The 16,782-nt window shown below is 68.0% G+C and carries 16 protein-coding genes; 9 read left to right on the top strand and 7 right to left on the bottom strand.

Going from position 1 to position 16,782, the window contains the following annotated elements:
- Positions 1-315 precede the first annotated feature (315 nt).
- Positions 316-1,158 (top strand): TIGR00266 family protein, encoded by an 843-nt coding sequence (locus tag ACW175_RS17350; protein WP_492104986.1) that lies wholly within the window; start codon positions 316-318, stop codon positions 1,156-1,158.
- A 34-nt stretch (positions 1,159-1,192) separates the two neighbouring features.
- On the opposite strand, the gene ACW175_RS17345 is transcribed toward ACW175_RS17350, so the two are convergent.
- Complete coding sequence (locus ACW175_RS17345; RefSeq protein WP_492101253.1) at positions 1,193-1,522, bottom strand: chorismate mutase; 330 nt, start codon at positions 1,520-1,522, stop codon at positions 1,193-1,195.
- Between the two features lie 64 nt (positions 1,523-1,586).
- Positions 1,587-2,543 (bottom strand): transcriptional regulator GcvA, encoded by a 957-nt coding sequence (gene gcvA / locus ACW175_RS17340; protein ID WP_492101252.1) that lies wholly within the window; start codon positions 2,541-2,543, stop codon positions 1,587-1,589.
- Positions 2,544-2,729: 186 nt separating this feature from the next.
- Between gcvA and cobA the strand changes: the two genes are divergently transcribed.
- Genes cobA through ACW175_RS17315 form a run of 5 tightly spaced genes read left to right on the top strand, consistent with a single transcriptional unit; the run spans position 2,730 to position 6,820 of the window.
- Entirely contained in the window at positions 2,730-3,569 is an 840-nt protein-coding gene (gene cobA / locus ACW175_RS17335; RefSeq protein WP_492101251.1) for a uroporphyrinogen-III C-methyltransferase, read from the top strand.
- Positions 3,569-3,934, top strand: coding sequence for a DUF2849 domain-containing protein (locus tag ACW175_RS17330; RefSeq protein WP_492101250.1), 366 nt, complete (start codon positions 3,569-3,571; stop codon positions 3,932-3,934). The genes cobA and ACW175_RS17330 overlap by 1 nt, the downstream gene beginning before the upstream one ends.
- A 3-nt stretch (positions 3,935-3,937) precedes the next feature.
- The gene (locus ACW175_RS17325; RefSeq protein ID WP_492101249.1) at positions 3,938-5,596 is read left to right on the top strand and encodes a nitrite/sulfite reductase; all 1,659 of its coding nucleotides are present in this window, start codon (positions 3,938-3,940) and stop codon (positions 5,594-5,596) included.
- Positions 5,580-6,086 (top strand): DUF934 domain-containing protein, encoded by a 507-nt coding sequence (locus ACW175_RS17320; protein ID WP_492101248.1) that lies wholly within the window; start codon positions 5,580-5,582, stop codon positions 6,084-6,086. Before ACW175_RS17325 ends, ACW175_RS17320 begins: the two co-directional genes overlap by 17 nt.
- A complete protein-coding gene (locus tag ACW175_RS17315; protein WP_492101247.1) occupies positions 6,086-6,820 on the top strand; it encodes a phosphoadenylyl-sulfate reductase in 735 nt (244 codons plus the stop codon). The genes ACW175_RS17320 and ACW175_RS17315 overlap by 1 nt, the downstream gene beginning before the upstream one ends.
- Here the strand turns inward: ACW175_RS17315 and ACW175_RS17310 are convergent.
- Complete coding sequence (locus ACW175_RS17310) at positions 6,817-8,328, bottom strand: serine hydrolase domain-containing protein (RefSeq protein WP_492101246.1); 1,512 nt, start codon at positions 8,326-8,328, stop codon at positions 6,817-6,819. The genes ACW175_RS17315 and ACW175_RS17310 overlap by 4 nt on opposite strands.
- A 62-nt stretch (positions 8,329-8,390) precedes the next feature.
- On the opposite strand from ACW175_RS17310, the gene ACW175_RS17305 reads away from it, so the two are divergent.
- On the top strand, positions 8,391-8,891 hold the full coding sequence (locus ACW175_RS17305) for a PadR family transcriptional regulator (protein ID WP_492101245.1): 501 nt from the start codon (positions 8,391-8,393) through the stop codon (positions 8,889-8,891).
- A gap of 1 nt (position 8,892) precedes the next feature.
- On the opposite strand, the gene ACW175_RS17300 is transcribed toward ACW175_RS17305, so the two are convergent.
- Both ACW175_RS17300 and ACW175_RS17295 read right to left on the bottom strand, forming a co-directional pair.
- Positions 8,893-11,052, bottom strand: a complete 2,160-nt coding sequence (locus tag ACW175_RS17300; protein WP_492101244.1) for an acylase — start codon at positions 11,050-11,052, stop codon at positions 8,893-8,895.
- A gap of 89 nt (positions 11,053-11,141) precedes the next feature.
- A complete protein-coding gene (locus ACW175_RS17295) occupies positions 11,142-11,663 on the bottom strand; it encodes a 3D domain-containing protein (protein ID WP_492101243.1) in 522 nt (173 codons plus the stop codon).
- A gap of 374 nt (positions 11,664-12,037) precedes the next feature.
- Between ACW175_RS17295 and ACW175_RS17290 the strand changes: the two genes are divergently transcribed.
- Positions 12,038-13,066: a phospholipase C/P1 nuclease family protein gene (locus ACW175_RS17290; RefSeq protein WP_492101242.1), complete on the top strand. Its 1,029-nt coding sequence runs from the start codon at positions 12,038-12,040 to the stop codon at positions 13,064-13,066.
- 3 nt (positions 13,067-13,069) lie between these two features.
- The gene (locus ACW175_RS17285; RefSeq protein WP_492101241.1) at positions 13,070-13,516 is read left to right on the top strand and encodes an NUDIX domain-containing protein; all 447 of its coding nucleotides are present in this window, start codon (positions 13,070-13,072) and stop codon (positions 13,514-13,516) included.
- A 13-nt stretch (positions 13,517-13,529) separates the two neighbouring features.
- Here ACW175_RS17285 and ACW175_RS17280 read toward each other — a convergent pair whose 3' ends face one another.
- A complete protein-coding gene (locus tag ACW175_RS17280) occupies positions 13,530-13,856 on the bottom strand; it encodes a UrcA family protein (protein ID WP_492101240.1) in 327 nt (108 codons plus the stop codon).
- 208 nt (positions 13,857-14,064) lie between these two features.
- Positions 14,065-16,605 (bottom strand): cell cycle histidine kinase PleC, encoded by a 2,541-nt coding sequence (gene pleC, locus ACW175_RS17275; protein ID WP_492101239.1) that lies wholly within the window; start codon positions 16,603-16,605, stop codon positions 14,065-14,067.
- Positions 16,606-16,782 lie beyond the last annotated feature (177 nt).

Genomic DNA, 16,782 nt, shown 5'->3' with positions numbered 1-16,782 from the left:
AAACCGGAAGGTGCGGGGCGGCTTTCACGCGACCGGGGCGCCGCCCGCTGGGGCGGCGCCAACCGCTGAAGTCCAAGAGGAAATTCAGCCATTCGCGACCGACTCTAGGTCTTCCGGGAAGCCGATGGTTGCCAATTATCGGATGAATGGTAAGGCCAGAGCCCCTCTACCGACATGACCGGGTGACCGTTGATGGCGTTCAGATGCGGCGAAAAGGCAACGCTCCGACTGGCCGATCCGCCATGGGCCGGATGCACGTGAAGTATGCTTCATTGGCGCGGCGGCCCGCCGCTGGCTAGAACGGTGTTCCGCAATATGAGGAGCCTCTCCATGCCCCCAAGCCCCTGGAGCCACACCCGCAGCGCCAGCGTCGCCGACGACATTGATTTCGAGATCAAGGGTGAGGACCTGCAGTTCGTCGAGATCGAGCTGGATCCAGGCGAGAGCGCCGTGGCCGAGGCCGGCGCCTTCGTCTGGAAGGACGCCAGCGTCCAGATGACCACCGTGTTCGGCGACGGCTCGGCCGACCAGGGCGGTGGCTTCATGGGCAAGCTGTTGGGCGCGGGCAAGCGCCTTGTCACCGGCGAGAGCCTGTTCACCACCGTCTTCACCCACCAGGGCTCCGGTAAGGCCCGCGTCGCCTTCGCGTCTCCGACGCCGGGCACCATCCTGCCGTTGAACCTGGGGCGACTGGGCGGGACCCTGATCTGCCAGAAGGACAGCTTCCTGGCGGCCGCGCGCGGCGTGTCGATCGGCCTCCACTTCCAGAAGCGGGTGATGACCGGCCTGTTCGGCGGCGAGGGCTTCATCATGCAGCGCCTGGAGGGCGACGGCTGGGTGTTCGTCCAGATGGGCGGCACGCTGGTCGAGCGCGAACTCGCGCCGGGCGAGGAGCTGCACGTCGATACGGGCTGTCTGGCGGCCTACACGCCGGGCGTCGACTTCGATCTGGTGATGGCCGGCGGCGTGAAGAGCGTGCTGTTCGGCGGCGAAGGCCTGTTCTTCGCTCGCCTGCGTGGTCCGGGGAAGGTCTGGATCCAGTCCCTGCCATTCGCGCGCCTGGCCGGCCGCATGCTGCAGGCCGCGCAGGGCCAGGGCGGCAACCGCGGCGAGGGCTCGGTTCTAGGTCGTTTCGGGGACCTGATCGACGGCAACTAAGAGCGGGAGCGCCCCCGCGCGGGGGCGCTTCTCGTCAGCCCTTAGTCCGATCCCAGCTGTCATATTCGTACGCGATGCAGCGGTCGATCAGCGTGCGCCAGACGGGCTCGGCTATGGCTTCCGACAGGCCGGTCTCGCGGGCGGCGGCCTTGACCTTTTCCACCACGTCTTCGATCCGCGCGCGGTCGAAGACCTTGCTACGGTCGGCCTTGATGCGGGCCGCGGCGCCCATGAAGCCCTGGCGCTCGGTCAGCAGCTTGACCAGGGCCCGGTCCAGGGCATCCACGCCCTGGCGCACGTCGGCCATGGTCTGGCAGTCGGCGGGAGCGAGATGCTCGTCGACGGTTAGAGTCGTGATTTTCATGGGCTCCTTTAAGCGGTTTCCGCGCCGCAAAACCAGAGCCGTAAGGGCTTAAATGCCCGAGCCCCTAGATGCCTGAACCGTTGTCCATGGTCTGGAGCGCGGCTTCGTGCGCTTCGGCCTCGGTCTTGAGCCAGGTCACGAAGGCCTTCACCTGCGGCAGGCGGCCCTTGGCCTTGGGGTGGACGACATAGTAGGCGAAGTCGACCGCCGTGGAGGCCTCGAACGGGATGACCAGGCGGCCCGAGTCGAGGTCGGCCTGGGCCAGGGTGCGTTTGGCCAGAGCCACGCCGCGACCATTGGCGGCCGCCTCGATCACCATGCTGGACTGATTGAAGCGCGGACCCCGCGCGCCATCGACGCCCTTGATCCCTCGCGCCGCCAGCCACATGGCCCAGTCGGGGCAGCTGTCGTCGGCGTCGGGCGAGCCGTCGTGCAGCAGGATATGGTGGGCCAGGTCCTCCGGGCGCTCCAGGGCGTTGGTTTCCAGCAGTTCGGGACTGGCGACGGGCACCACGGTCTCGTGCATCAGGCGGATGACTTCCAGGCCCGGATAGCGACCCGAGCCATAGCGGATGGCCATGTCGACCTCGCCGGTGGCGAAGTCCACGACCTCCATGCCGGCCGACAGCCAGACGTCGACCTGCGGATTGGCCTTCTCGAACTTGCCCAGGCGCGGCACGAGCCACTTGGCGGCGAACGAGGGGGCGGCGGTCAGGGTCAGGCGGCGGCCGTCGACGGCGGCGGTCAGCAGGGACGCGGCCTCGGCCAGGCGGTCGAAGGCCTCGCGCAGGGCGGGCAGGGCGGTCTGGGCCGCGTCGGTCAACAGCAGGCCCTTGGGCGTTCGCTTGAACAGCGCCGCGCCGACATAGTCCTCCAGATTCTGGATCTGCTGGCTGACGGCGCCGGGGGTCACCGACAGCTCGTCCGCTGCGCGGCTGAAGTTCAGGTGGCGGGCGGCGGCCTCGAAGGCGCGCAACGCATTCAGCGGCGGCAGGCGACGGCGCTCGTTGGGTCTTTCCATAGTTTTACTGAACGCCCCGGCAGAAGTCCTTGTTTGCGAATTGAGCCCTTCGCGACGAGTTTGCAAGCGTTCGCTGGCGGATTGGCCCTTTTCGTCAGCGTGCATCAGCGGGGTCGTCTCTAGGGGCGACCCCGCCTTGCTTTCTAACGTTTTATTCCAAGCGCGTTGATAGAGGTTCTAAACCGCATGGCCCGCCAGCCAGCCCGAAACAGCAAGCCAGGCCTGGTGGTCGTCGGCGGAAGGCGGGCCAACCGGGCGCTCGGCGCGGTGTGGCTGGTCGGCGCAGGTCCGGGCGATCCGGACCTCCTGACCTTCCGCGCCTTCAACGCCTTGCGCGCCGCCGACGTGGTGGTGCACGACGGCCTGGTGTCCGACGAGATCCTGGACCTGGCGCCGCGCCGCGCCCGCCGGATCAATGTCGCCAAGCGCAAGTCGCGCCACACCCTGCCGCAGGACGACATCAACCAGCTGATCGTGGCCCTGGCGCTGGACGGCTTGAACGTCGTGCGTCTGAAGGGCGGCGACCCGTTCCTGTTTGGTCGGGGCGGCGAGGAGCTGCTGGCCTGCCGCGAGGCCGGCGTCGAGTGCCATGTGGTGCCGGGCGTCACCGCCGCCCTGGCCGCCAGCGCCGGCGCCGGCGCGCCCCTGACCCATCGCGGCATGGCCCAGGCCGTCACCTTCGTCACCGGCCACGCGGCCCACGGCGATCCGGACCTGGACTGGATTTCGCTGGCCAGGCCGAACCAGACGGTCGTCGTCTATATGGGCGTCTCGACCGCCGGCCTGATCGCCGAGCGTCTGATCGCCGCGGGCCGTGCGGGCTCAACCCCGGCCCTGATCGTCGAGAACGCCAGCCGCGCCGATGAGCGCCGCGTGCTCACCACCCTGGCGGGCCTGGCCGAGGCGGCCGAGGGCGTGAAGGGGCCGGCGCTGCTGATGGTCGGCGAGTCGATGGCCTTGGCCGACACGGTCACCGCCGCGCCGGAATTTTTCGAAACCCTGTCGTTCGAGCGGAGCTCGCGCTGATGAAAGCTATCACCGCCAACCGCCTGCTGGACGGGGATGTCGTGTTCTGGAATGCCGGCCAGTGGGTCGAGCGCTTCGGAGACGCCCAGCTGTTCGACGAGACCGCCGAGGCCGACCTGGAGGCGGCCGTCGCCACTGGCAAGGGCCAGCCGACCGTGGTCGTGGACGTGTACCCGATCGACCTGACGCCGTCGGAAGGCCACTGGGCGCCCGTCAGCTATCGCGAACGCATCCGGGCCCTGGGTCCCACCAACGAACCCACGCACGGCAAGCAGGCCGAGGGCGGCGACGTCATCGAGGCGCTGCGCCACGCCTCGGGCGCGGCGCGCTCGACCGGTCGCGTCGACCTGATCCGCAGGAAGTAGGGCATGTATCAGTACGACCTCATCGATAAGGAATTCCTGGCCGACCGCTCGGCCGAGTTCCGGGGGCAGGTCGCCCGCCGCCTGGCCGGCGAGCTAACCGAGGACCAGTTCAAGCCACTGCGGCTGATGAACGGCCTCTATTTGCAGCTCCACGCCTATATGCTGCGGGTCGCCATCCCCTACGGTTCGCTGAACGCCGCCCAGGCCCGGCGCCTGGCCGAGATCGCCCGTGACTACGACAAGGGGTATGGCCACTTCACCACGCGCCAGAACATCCAGTTTAACTGGATCAAGCTGAAGGACGCGCCGGAGATCCTGGACAAGCTGGCCGAGGTCGACCTGCACGCCATCCAGACCAGCGGCAACTGCATCCGCAACACCACCTCCGACCCCTATGCCGGCGCGACGGCGGAAGAGGTCGACGATCCCCGCGTCTGGGCCGAGGTGATCCGCCAGTGGTCGACTCTGCACCCGGAATTCTCGTACTTGCCGCGCAAGTTCAAGATCGCCATCACCGCCTCGGCCAAGGACCGCACGGCGGCCAAGGTGCATGACATCGGCCTGCTGATGCGCCAGGGCCGTGACGGCCAGCTGGGCTTCGAGGTGATCGTCGGCGGCGGCCAGGGGCGCACGCCCTATGTCGGCCCGACCATCAAGCAGTTCCTGCCGACCGACCGGCTGCTGAGCTATCTGGAAGCCGTGCTGCGCGTCTACAACCGCCACGGCCGCCGTGACAATATCTACAAGGCTCGCATCAAGATCCTGGTCGCCGCCCTCGGCGCCGAAGAGTTCGGCCGCCAGGTGGAAGAAGAGTGGGCCAAGATCGACGCCGCGCGCGCCGACCTGCCGGCCGCCGAGTACGCGCGCATCCGCGCCGCCTTCGCCTCGACCCCTTTCGAGACGCTCCCGGCCCGCTCGGAGGCCTTCGAGGTCGCCAAGGCCAACGACAGCGCCTTCGCCCGCTTCGTGCGCAACAACGTCAAGGCGCACAAGCAGCCGGGCTATGCAATCGTCGAGGTCTCTCTGAAGGCCGCCGACCAGACGCCGGGCGACGCCTCGGCGCACCAGCTGGAGGTCGTCGCGGATCTGGCCGAGCGCTACGGCTTCAACGACCTGCGCGTGACCCACGTGCAGAACCTCGTCCTGCCGCACATCAAGCTGGACGACCTTCCGACCGTGTTCGCCACGCTGCAGGCGGCCGGTCTGGCCACGCCTAACATCGACCTGATCAGCGACATCATCGCCTGCCCGGGCCTGGACTACTGCGCCCTGGCCAACGCCCGCGCGATCCCGATCGCCCAGGACATCGCCCGCCAGTTCGCCGATCCCGATCGCGCCGAGAACGTCGGCGAGCTGAAGATCAAGATCAGCGGCTGCATTAACGCCTGCGGCCACCACCATGTGGCCCACATCGGCATCCTGGGCGTCGATAAGAAGGGCGAGGAATTCTACCAGCTGTCGCTGGGCGGCTCGGGCGCGGAAGACGCCTCGATCGGCAAGATCCTCGGCCCGGCGCTCCCGGCCGACCGGGTCGCCACCGCCGTCGACCAGTTGGTTGGAGCCTATCTCAACACCCGCGCCGACGGCGAGCGCTTCCTCGACACCTATCGCCGCGTTGGCCTCGAACCCTTCAAGGAGGCGGTCTATGCCCAGGCTGATTGAGCTGGCTGACGGCCAGGCCCGCTGGGCCGACGACGCCTTCGTCAACCTCACCGACGAGGACGCCATTCCGGAAACGGGCGACGTGATCCTGTCCCTGACCCGCTTCGAGGCCGAGGGCGACGCGCTGTTGTCGTCGAACAGCCGCCGCGTCGGCGTGCGGGTTGAGTCGAATGAGGAAATCGAGGGGCTGGCCTACGACCTGCCGCGCATCGCGGTGGTCGCCCTGGCGTTCCCGAAGTTCCGCGACGGCCGCGCCTACACCTCTGCCCGACTGCTGCGCGAGCGCTTCAAGTACGAAGGCCAGATCCGCGCCGTGGGCGATGTGCTGCAAGAGCAGGCCGGCTTCATGGTCCGCTGCGGCTTCGACGCCTTCGAGCCAGCCGATGGCGCGACGCCGGAGGCCTGGACCAAGGCGGCCGGCCGCTTCCGCCACGTCTATCAGCGGGCCGTCGACGACAAGCCGGTCGCGTTCGAGGAAAGGGCCTCCTGATGGCTTACGACCAGATCGGGGGGAGCGCCGCGGGCCTTGCCGCCCGGCTGGACGCCGAGCTGCGCGACGCCCATCCGCTGACGATCCTGCGCACCGCCTACCAGCACTTCGGAAAACGCCTGGCCCTCGTCTCGTCGTTCGGCGCGGAGTCGGCCGTGCTGCTGCATCTGGTCTCGCAGGTGTCGCCGGCCATTCCGGTGCTGTTCCTCGACACCGGCATGCTGTTCGGCCAGACCCTGGACTATCGCAAGGCCCTGGCCTCGCGTTTCGCCCTGAGCGACGTGCGCGACCTGCGCCCGGCCTTCGCGGACATCGCTACCCAGGACCCGAAGTCGGACCTGTGGCGCACCAGCGTCGACGGCTGCTGCCGCATCCGCAAGGTGCTGCCGCTGGACCGCGCCCTGGGCGGTTTCGACGGCTGGATCACCGGCCGTAAGCGCTTCCACGGCGGCGACCGCCTGAGTCTGCCGGTGGTCGAGGCGGCCGACGGCAAGCTGAAGTTCAACCCCCTGGCCAACTGGGGCAAGGCCGAGCTCGATGCCTATGTCGCCGAGCACGACCTGCCGTCCCACCCGCTGGTCGCCCAGGGCTACGCCTCGATCGGCTGCTGGCCCTGCACCCAACCGTCGGAAGACGGCCGCTCGGGGCGTTGGGCCGGCCAGGAAAAGACCGAGTGCGGCATTCACGTCGCCCGCGCGCCCGGCGCGGCGCCGAATGTGGGCGGGGATATCTAGGACCCCGCGCCGAGGCGGATCAGCGCCGCCTTGGAATCCTGGTTGTCGGGATTGATCGCAACGGCCTTGCGGTGCAGGGCGATGGCGTCGTCGCGCCGGCCGGCCTTCTCCAAGGCCTCGGCGTAGCTGTTGTAGACATTGTCGCTGGCCGGGAAGAGGGCGGCGTTGATGCGGAAGGTCTCCAGCGCCTGGGGCAGATTGCCGTCCTCCAGCATCTCGTAAGCCAGGTTGTTCATGTCGTCTTCGCGCAGCACGTAGTGCGCGGTGTCGTCGCGCAGGCTGGCCAGCTTTGCGAAGGCCGCATCGGGACCTTGACTCGTCAGGGTGCGCGCGTAGATCCGCGCCAGGTTTATGGGTGCATCCATTGGCGCTTCGCCGGCCAGGATCCGCAGGCCTGACAGCGCCGCTTTGTAGAGGCCCTCGCTCTCGGTGTTGTCCAGCATGATGACGGTGCGGTGCGCGTCCAACGCGCGGAGGAAGATGGTGACGCAGCCGGGCATGCCACCGGCGTGCCAGACGACCTTGCCGTGGCTGCGATCCTTGAAGATGAACCAGCCCAGGCCGTCCTCGGCCGGGCCCATGCCGCCGATGTCCAGCCAGACCGAAACCGGCTGGCCGTCGGCCAAGCGGTCGGGCGTGTAGGCCTGCTCCTGGGTCTTGGCCTTCAGCAACCGACCTTTCCGCAGCGCCTGGTCGAACTTCAGCAGGTCGCCCACGGTCGTCACCACGCCAGACGAGCCCATGACATTTGACCCGTCGCCCTTCACCCGTGTCCGAACGGCGGCGTAGCGGGGCGCGTAGGCGAAGTTGCCAGCCATGTATCCGGTCTTCGACGGGCTGGCGGCGCTGACCACATAGGTGTGGGTCAGGCCGGCGGTACGCGCGATGTGGTCGCGCACATAGGCGTCGAACGGCTGGCCCGACACGGTTTCGACCAGCCGAGCCAGCAAATGGTAGCCGATATTGGCGTACCACCAGCCTTTTCCAGGCTGGAGCTTGAACGTCACATTGGCGGCCACGAGGGCGGGGACCAGGTCGGCCTGACCCATCGGACGCGGGGCGATGGCCTTCTCATAGGTCGCCATCGCCGGCTCCAGGTCCTTGTCCGCGAGGCCGGAGGAGTGGCTGAGCAATTGGTGGACGGTGATGGCGGGGTAGGGGAAGTCTGGCAGGTAGCGGACCAGCGGCGCGTTCAAGTCGACGCGCCCGCGCTCCACCAGTTGCAGCACGGCCGTGGCGGTGAAGGTCTTGGAAACCGAGGCGATCTCGAACTCGGTGTCGAGATCGTTCGGGCGGCGCGTTTCGAGGTCGGCATAGCCGAAGGCCTTGGCGTAGACGACCTTGCCGTCCTCGGCGACCAGCACGGCGCCGTTCAGCCGGCCTTCCGCGGCCAGGCCGCTGTAGTAGGCGTCAAGCTTGTGGGCGGCGTCTTGCGGGGCCGCCAGGGCGTGCCCCGTCCCCAAGGCGGCCAGAAAGGCTATCAGCGCCAAGCGCAGCATGGACCGCATCTAGGACTCCGCTCATAATCCGCTTCGTATGGTTCGAATAGGACTATTGAGTGTGAAATGCAATGCTGACCGAACTTGAGGGCGCGGTTCTCTCCGAAATCCGCGATCGCGGCCGCCGGACCGCGTTCCAGGTGCGCAGCGCGTTCAAGAGCTCGCCCTCGGTCGAGTGGAGCGGCAGCGCGGGCTCGGTCTACCCGGCCATCAAGCGGCTGGAGACCGCGGGGCTTATCGCATCCGAGCCGTTGCCCGGCGGACGTCAGGCCATGGCGCTGAAGGTGACAGAGGCGGGCGAGGCAGCGCTGGACGCCTGGGCCGTTGATCCGCGGCGTGCGGCGGGCGTGGGACTTGACCCCTTCCGCCTCAGGTCGGGGATCTGGCTGCGGCTCGCGCCCGAGGCCCGGCGAAAGGCGCTGGACGACGTCTCGGGGGCGATCCGGGAGAGCATCGCCGCGCACGAGCGCGACGTCGCGGCCGCCGATCCGGTCGAGCGACCGCGCATGATGTTGGCCTTGCGGCTTCAGCGTCTGCGGCTCGACTGGATCGAGGAGACGCTGAAAGCCTGAGCTACTCCCCAGGCCGGTACGTCTTCACGGCGTGAGCCTTCACGTCCTCCGGATAGAAATAGACGTCGCGCAGGTTGCCCAGGCTGTAGCGCAGGGCTTGGTCGTTGAAGTGCGGGGAGGCGGGATCGCCGCTTTCGCCACCGGCCGAGACGGCGCGGGCGCGGACCTTGTCGCCGAACTCGACGACCGCGACGAAGCTGTTGCCCAGCGTGCCGTAGTACTTCTTGGTCCCCGGCCAGCGCTTGGCGCCGAACGAGGCCAGCGAGCCCCACTGGGCCGAGGTGAAGGGCACCGGAATGCTGGGCTTGGCGTCGTCGAAGGTCTGGACGATGGCGCCGTCGTTGCGCTGGAAGCGGTTGATCTGGCCCCATGGCGTCTTCCACGATCCGAAGTCGGCCGTCAGGCGGTCCGAGGCCTCGGCCAGGGCGGCCAGCTTGTCGGCGGGCGAGAGCTTGTCGGCCATGTAGTCATAGACGTTCATGCCCGCCGCCTTGGCGGCCGGCGCGGCCTTGGCCCACATCGCCTCGCCCCAGAAGACGGCCAGCGAGGTCTCGGTCGACTTGGCCGACCATTTGTCATCCCAGGCCTTCAGGGCGGCGACCTGCTCGGCGACCTTGGGATCGGGCGCGGCGTCGTAGGCCGCGACCAGAGTCGGGACCAGCCGCGCGAAGGCTGTCAGATACGGGTCGTAGGCGGCGGTGATCAGCCCGCCGAGTGTGAAGTCCTTACGGTCCTTCAGCACCAGCGGCGCATGGAGCCCGCGCGGGTTCTCGCCGGCCTGGTCCATGTACTTCGGGAAATCGGCCTTCTTCGGACTGTACTCGCCAGCGGCGCCGTAGGGCCAGTTGTTGCTGTTGAAGACCCAGCCGTTCTTCGGGTTCAGCACGTGCGGGGCCTTGTCCAGCGGCGTCAGGCCCTTCCAGTCGGTGGCCGGGTCCGAGCCGTCGACCGGCTTGGTGTAGTCGAAGCGGTCGTCGCGGATGGGGATGAACTGCGGGTGCAGATAGGCGATCTGGCCCTTGCTGTCGGCGAACAGGGTGTTGTTCGAGGAATTGGCCTTCAGCTCGGCCACCTTCATGAAGCTGGCGTAGTCGGTCGCCTTGGTGCGCAGGAACGACTGCTCCAGCGCCGCCATCGGCTTGTTCATCAGGGCGATGCTGATCCACTTGCCGGCCTCTTCGCGGACGATCGGGCCATGGTGGGTCTTGAACACGGTGAACTTCTTCTCGGCCATCGTGCCGTCGGCGGCGCGGTAGGGGACGGTGATCACCTCGCTCTTCAGCGGACGCAGTTCAGAGCCGTACTTGTAGAAGCGCTGGCCGTCCTTCTCGACGATGGTCTCGGCGAACTCGTCGACCACGTCGACGCCGCTGGAGGTGTGCATCCAGCCGGCCTTGGCGTTGAAGCCCTGGTAGATGAAGAACTGGCCCCAGGTCGTCGCGCCATAGGCGTTGAGGCCCTCGTCGCTGGCCACCTGCATCTCAGAGCGGAAGAAGAAGCTGGTGTGTGGGTTGATCAGCAGCAGGGCGTGGCCGCCCAGGGTGTTGGACGGGGCGATGGCGATACCGTTCGAGCCCTTGGGCTCCTTGAACAGCAGGCCCTTCTCGTCGGCGGTCATGGCCAGCTGGCGCTGTCCGTAGAACGCCTCCAGCTGGGTCAGGGCGACGCGCTCGATGTCGCCGCCGATGCTGCCTTCCGAGAAGCTGAGCGCCATCCACGGTTCGAAATGGGTGATGACCTTCGGCTTCACGTCCGGATGGGTCGCCAGGTAGAAGTTCAGGCCGTCGGCCCAGGCGTTCATCAGCGCCTTCAGCCAGGCCGGGCTCTTGGCGTAGTCGGCCTTCAACACGACGGGATCGATGAACAGCTTCTGGCGCAGGTCGGCCCAGATCGCTTTGTCGCCCTCGGCTTCGGCGGTGCGGCCCAGCGCGGTGATGAAGTTGGTCTCGACGCGGTTGAAGTCGTCCTCGGCCTGGGCGTAGGCCATGCCGAACACCGCGTCGGCGTCGGTCTTGCCGTGGATGTGCGCGATGCCCCAGTCGTCACGGATGATCTGGACCTTGGCGGCCCGTATCTTCAGGCGGGAGAGATCATCCGCGTGGGCGGGAACAGTCGCGAGCACGGCCGCGAGGGCCAGGACGCTGATGGACAGATTGCGCATGATAGACCCCGAACCGCTCATCCCCATGAAGGCGGGGATCCAAGCCGAGTCCGGAGAACAATTCTAGTCCGCGCGGCGCGCGGAGGCCGCTATTGCGGCGGGCAGCCCTTGAATTCGCCGACCTTGCTGACCGACAGGCTGGAGAGGTCGAGACCGCCAAGAGCCTTCATCGAAGCGGCGCCGAAGCCGCTGAACAGGTCGAGCTTCAGGCCCTTGATCGCGCCGCCGATGTCGGAGGCGTACCAGTAGCCGTCGTGACGGCCGCCGTCGGGCATGGGCAGGCCGACGGTTTCCTTGATGAAGATCACGGTGCGACGCGGGATCACTTTGGGATCGACCGCGACGGTGCGCATGGCCGCGACCTTGCAGCCCAGCGAGTCGAATGCGCGGATGCCCTTGGCGCCAGCGTGATACATCGTCGCCTTCATCGTGAACTCGACCGAGCCGGGCAGGGCGCCGCCGCTCAGGGCCGAGGTGATCAGGTCGCCCAACGGATCGACGCGCTGCGACGAGGCAGGCGCGGACTCCGCGGGGGCGGCATGGGCGAAGGCGGGAATGGCGAATGCGGAGATGACCGCGGTGGCCAAAATTCCGGCGAGCTTGCGTCGCATCGAGGGGGTCCTCTTATCGGCGTGTCTGTCGGTTGGCGGTTTGGATATTCCGATCACGGACCCGTGACAACCCCAGGAGTCGACGCACACCAGACCGTTTTCGCCCCCAAGGCGAGAAAACAGCGTGGATTCAGTCGCTTGAAACGGGGCTTTGGAGGAGTCGATTTTTACCTTTCGCGAGCTGCACAAGCGGAACCCTGTCGTGAACGGTCTGTCCTTCGCGACTCGCCAATTGGTTCCGGGGCGCCGCTTCCGTTGGAAATACGGCCGCAACACTGGGCGTCTCAGGTCGCGGCGCGCGCGACGCTGGCCGACGGCGTCTCGGCGCCTTACACCCGGCTAGTCCGGCCTATCTGATCTTCGGAGCTCCTGCCTTGCGCCTGTCGTCCAGCCTGAACGTCCTCGTCCTCGCCGCCGCCCTGACGGCGCCGGCCGCTTCGGCCTTCGCCTGGGGCTCGTCGGGCCACCGCGTGGTGGGCGTCGTCGGCGCCGAGAGCTTGCCAGCCGATGTGCCGGCCTTCCTGCGCACCCCGACGGCCATCGCCACGATCGGCGAATACGCCCGAGAGCCGGACCGCTGGAAGGGCTCGGGCAAGATCCACGACACGGATCGCGACGCGGCGCACTTCCTGGATATCGACGACCAGGGCCGCATGTACGGCGGCCCGATGTTCACGGTGGCGACCCTGCCGCCGACCCGCGCCGACTACGAAAAGGCCCTGCAGGCCGCCGGCGTCGACAGCTGGAAGGCCGGCTACCTGCCTTACGCGATCATCGACGGCTACCAGCAGCTGGTGAAGGACTTCACCTACTGGCGCGTGCTGACCGCCGCGCTGAAGATCGAGAAGGACCAGACCCGCCTGGCCTACTATAAGGCGGACCTGGTTCGTCGCGAGGCGCTGCTGCTGCGCGACCTGGGCGTCTGGGCGCACTATGTCGGCGACGGCAGCCAGCCGCTGCACCTGTCGGTCCACTATAATGGCTGGGGCGATTATCCCAACCCGAACGGCTACACCAACGCGCGCTCGACCCACTTCCAGTTCGAAGGCCCACTGGCCAAGGCGCTGGGCGACGAGGCGTCGGTCAAGGCGCTGGTCCCGGCCTACAAGGCCTGCGACTGCTCGATCGAAACCCGCGTGGTCGGCTATCTGACCGACACCTGGAAACAGACCGAGCCGCTCTACCAGCTGGAAAAGGCAGGCGGCATGGTCGAGACCGATCCGCGCGCCAAGACCTTCGTCCAGGCCCGCATCGCGGCCGGCGCGGCGGCTCTACGCGACCTGGTGGTCGACGCCTGGACCGCCAGCGCCAACGGTACGATCGGTTACCGTCCCGAGATCAGCGTGGCGGACGTCGCGTCCGGCAAGGCCGATCCGTGGAACGACCTCTACGGCAAGGACTAAGGGATGCTGGCTTTCGGCGCGCCCGTCGCGGGCAAGACCCACAAGGACCGCGCCGCCGCCTTCGGCATCGCCGAGAACAGCCTGGGCCAGATCGCGCTGGCCGAGGTCACCAAGCCCGGCAAGGCGCCGTACTTCGACCTGCCTGGAGGGGCGGTGGATGGCGACGAGACCGAGCAGGAAGCGGTGGTCCGCGAGTTCGGCGAGGAAACCGGCCTGATGGTCGAGGCCGGGGCGTTGGTCGTGACGGTCTCACAGCTGTTCTTGAAGTCCGATGGCCAGCCGGTGCGAAACTTCGGTGGCGTCTACGTGGTCAAGGTGACCGGCGAAAAGCCGGGCCTGAAGGTCGAGGACGACCACAAGCTGGTCTGGCTGGATCCGCGGGACGCGGTGGTCGCCCTCCGCCACGACGCCCATTCGTGGGCGGTCGCGGCGTGGCTGCGGCGAGGCTAGGATTTAAGGCGCGTCAGGCGCCGGCGCGCTTGGCGATCCGCAGCTGGGCCGCCTGTTGCTTGGTCAGGGTGTGCTGCAGGTCTTCGCGGAAGTCCATCATGCAGGCCCTGGCTGACAGACCACTGAAGCCCTTGGCGTCGCAGGCGCGGGTTCCGGCGGCATGGGCGCGGCGGGCGAACTCGCGCGCGTCGGCAGGGTTCGACAGGGTCAGGTCGCCGACGCGGATGCGGGCGATGGGCGTGGCCGGCTCCGCGGCGTGAGCGGCGGTCAGGCCAATGATCGGGGTGGCGGCCAGGGCCAGGGCGGCGATGGCGGCGATGCGGTTGACGAGCTTGCTCATGATCTTGTCCCTCAATTCGTGTGATCGCCCGCGGCGATCCGTTGAATGAGGGTGTAGTCGCCGGCCTCGCCGAATACCCGTTACGAGTGCTTCATGACCTCGATTTAAGTCTATGAAACGAAAGTAATATTCAGAGCATCCTGTGCGGTCTTCGCTCAAGCCGGCGCGATCGTCTAGGCCCCTGGGCCGCCGGCCCAAGGCCAGAGGGTTAGGCCGCCACGAAGTCGCGGGACGCTTTGTGCTCGCTCTGGCGGATCGGCAGGGTGAAGCTGACCGTAGTGCCCTCGCCGGGCTGGGAGTGCATCTCCAGCAGGCCGTCGTGCATGGTGATCAGCGACTTGGTCAGGGCAAGGCCCAGGCCCGTGCCCTGCGTGGTCTTGGAGAACTGGCTCTCGACCTGCTCGAAAGGTTTGGCCAGGCGGGCCAGGTCTTCCTTGGCGATGCCGATGCCGGTGTCGGTGACCGACACCTTGACCTTGTCGCCGAACGGATCGCGACGGATCTCGGCGCTGACCGTGACGCTGCCGGCGCGCGGCGTGAACTTGATGGCGTTGGACAGCAGGTTCAGCAGCACCTGCTTGACCGCACGGTAGTCGGCCTCGATCTCGGGCAGGTGCGGGAAGTCGACGTTAAGCTTCAGGCCCGCGGCCTCGGCGCGGTTGCGGACCAGGCGCACGGCGTCCTCGGCGACATCCTCCAGGTGCATGCGCTCGAACTTGAGGTTCATCTTGCCGGCCTCGATCTTCGACATGTCGAGGATGTCGTTGATCAGCGCCAGCAGGTGCTGGCCCGACGAGTGGATGTCCTGGCTATAGCCCTTGTAGCGCGCATCGCCCAAGGCCCCGAACATCTCGTTCATCATGATCTCGGAGAAGCCGTTGATGGCGTTCAGTGGCGTCCGCAGCTCGTGGGACATGTTGGCCAGGAACTCGCTCTTGGCCTTGTTGGCGCTCTCGGCCTTGACCTTCTCGGTCTCGTACTTGCGGGCCAGTTCGGCCAGCTGCTCCTGGCTGCGCTCCAGGCCGGTGATGGCGTTCTGGAGTTGCTCCTCATTGAGGCGGCGGGCCTCCTCCTGGGTCTTGATGGCCGTGATGTCGGCGGCTGTCATGACCAGCCCGCCTTCGGCCGTGCGGCGTTCGCTGATCTGGATCCAGCGGCCGTCCATCATCTCGGCCTCGCGCACGCCCTTGGCGCCGTCGGGCGCGGGGTGGTCTTGCTTGATGGCGAGAGCGGCGAAGCGATTGACCTCGGCGCGGGCGGCGCCGGGCTTGAGCAGCTTTGGCTCCAGCGAGAAGACGCTGCGGTAATTGCGGTTGCACATCAGCAGCCGGCCCTGGCGATCCCAGAGGACGAAGGCTTCCGACACGCTCTCGATGGCGTCGCGCAGGCGGTTCTCGGCGGCCTGGGCGCGGGCCTGAGCCAGGCGTTCCTCGGTGACGTCCAGGGCCACGCCGATGATCCGGACATAGCCGTCCGCGCCGGGCTTGCCGAAGCCCTGGCCGCGGGCGTCGATCCATAGCGAGCGCGCGCCGTGCTCGTTGGCCGGCACGCGGAACGAGACGTCGAAGGCGCCGTACATGGCGGCGTTGGCCAGGGCCTGGCGCACGCGCTCGCGGTGGTCGATCGAGATCCGCTCCAGCAGGTCCTGGCCCGAGACGACGCCGCCGCCGCCCCAGCCGAACATCGCGCCGGTGACGTCGGAGAGATAGACCTCGTCGGCGTTGAGATCCCATTCCCAGATGCCGCAACGAGCGGCCTCGACGGCCAGGCGGAAGCGTTGCTCGCTGTCGACGAACTCGCGGTGGGCGAGCTCGGCCTTGCGGCTCTGGATCATCAGCAGCAGCGCCAGGGCGATGCCGACGGCCAGAGGGGCCAGCAGATTGATCGCGCCTTCCATGACCTGGCGGTCGATATTGGCGACGCTGTGGATCGGGGTGGCGGCCATCACCAGCAGCGCGCCCTCGGCCACCGGGCGGACGGCGACGTCGAGAGTCGCGCCGTCGACGGCCTGTCCTCGCAGGGCGACGGGACCGCCGGTGACGTCCTCGGGCGCGAGGGCGAAGGCTTCGCGGAAGGTGGATGCGCCCTGGGCCGCGCGCCCTCGGGCGGCGATCAAAGCGCCGCTCGGCAAGGCCAGGGCGCCGGTGTCGCTTTTCTCGGGCTCGTCGATCAGGCGCGTGGCGTCGCCGCTGGCGATCACGAAGGCGCGGACCTTGTCCAGCGAAGCGGTGGTGGCGACGTAGAGCCGCCCGGTGTCGCCGACCGAACCCGTCCAGGTGGTGCGGCCCGAGGCGGCGGCGGCCTGGGCGGCGGCCTTCCAGTCAGCGCCGTCATCGCGACCCGCGACCGAGACGACGCCAGCGGGGCTGACCACGGCGACGGCGGCGGACTCGCCTCCCGCGGCGCGCAGGGCGGTCTCGGCGGCGTCCATGGTCGCGCCCGGATCGCGCTTGAGCATGTCGGCGGCGGCCGACAGGCCGGCGCGTTGGGCGGCGAGATTGGCTTCGACGCGGCCCGCGATCAGTCCGGCCTTGGCCGACAGAGGCGCGCCGCCCGGCTGGGCCGAGGCTTCCTGCTGCAGGCGCTTGACGCCGAAGGCGGTATAAACGGCCAGTAGCAGCAGCGCGGCCAAGATGGCGATGCGCACGAACGCCTGCGACGGGGCCTGGACGGACTTGGCGCGCAGGGCCGCGGGCGCGGTCGGTCCGGCGGACGCCGTCCCCCCGTGTCTCGCTAACCCCCTGTCCAAACCGCGCGGCTCCTGGATTCACCGAGCGCGCGGGGGCGCGCTCCAAACTTGGTCGAAGGCCTGTCACGGACGGGCCCTCGGGCGAGTCACTTCGCCGAGATGGTGAATCTAGCGTACCGCTGACCGCTCCGTCACCGCTGGAAAGGCGGATTCGGCATGTATGAGCCCATTGGTCGC

It is taken from the genome of Caulobacter sp. FV1ye6ST (assembly GCF_058681225.1).
Note: the sequence above shows the minus strand (reverse complement) of the source record. Positions and strands in the feature narration are given on the sequence as shown.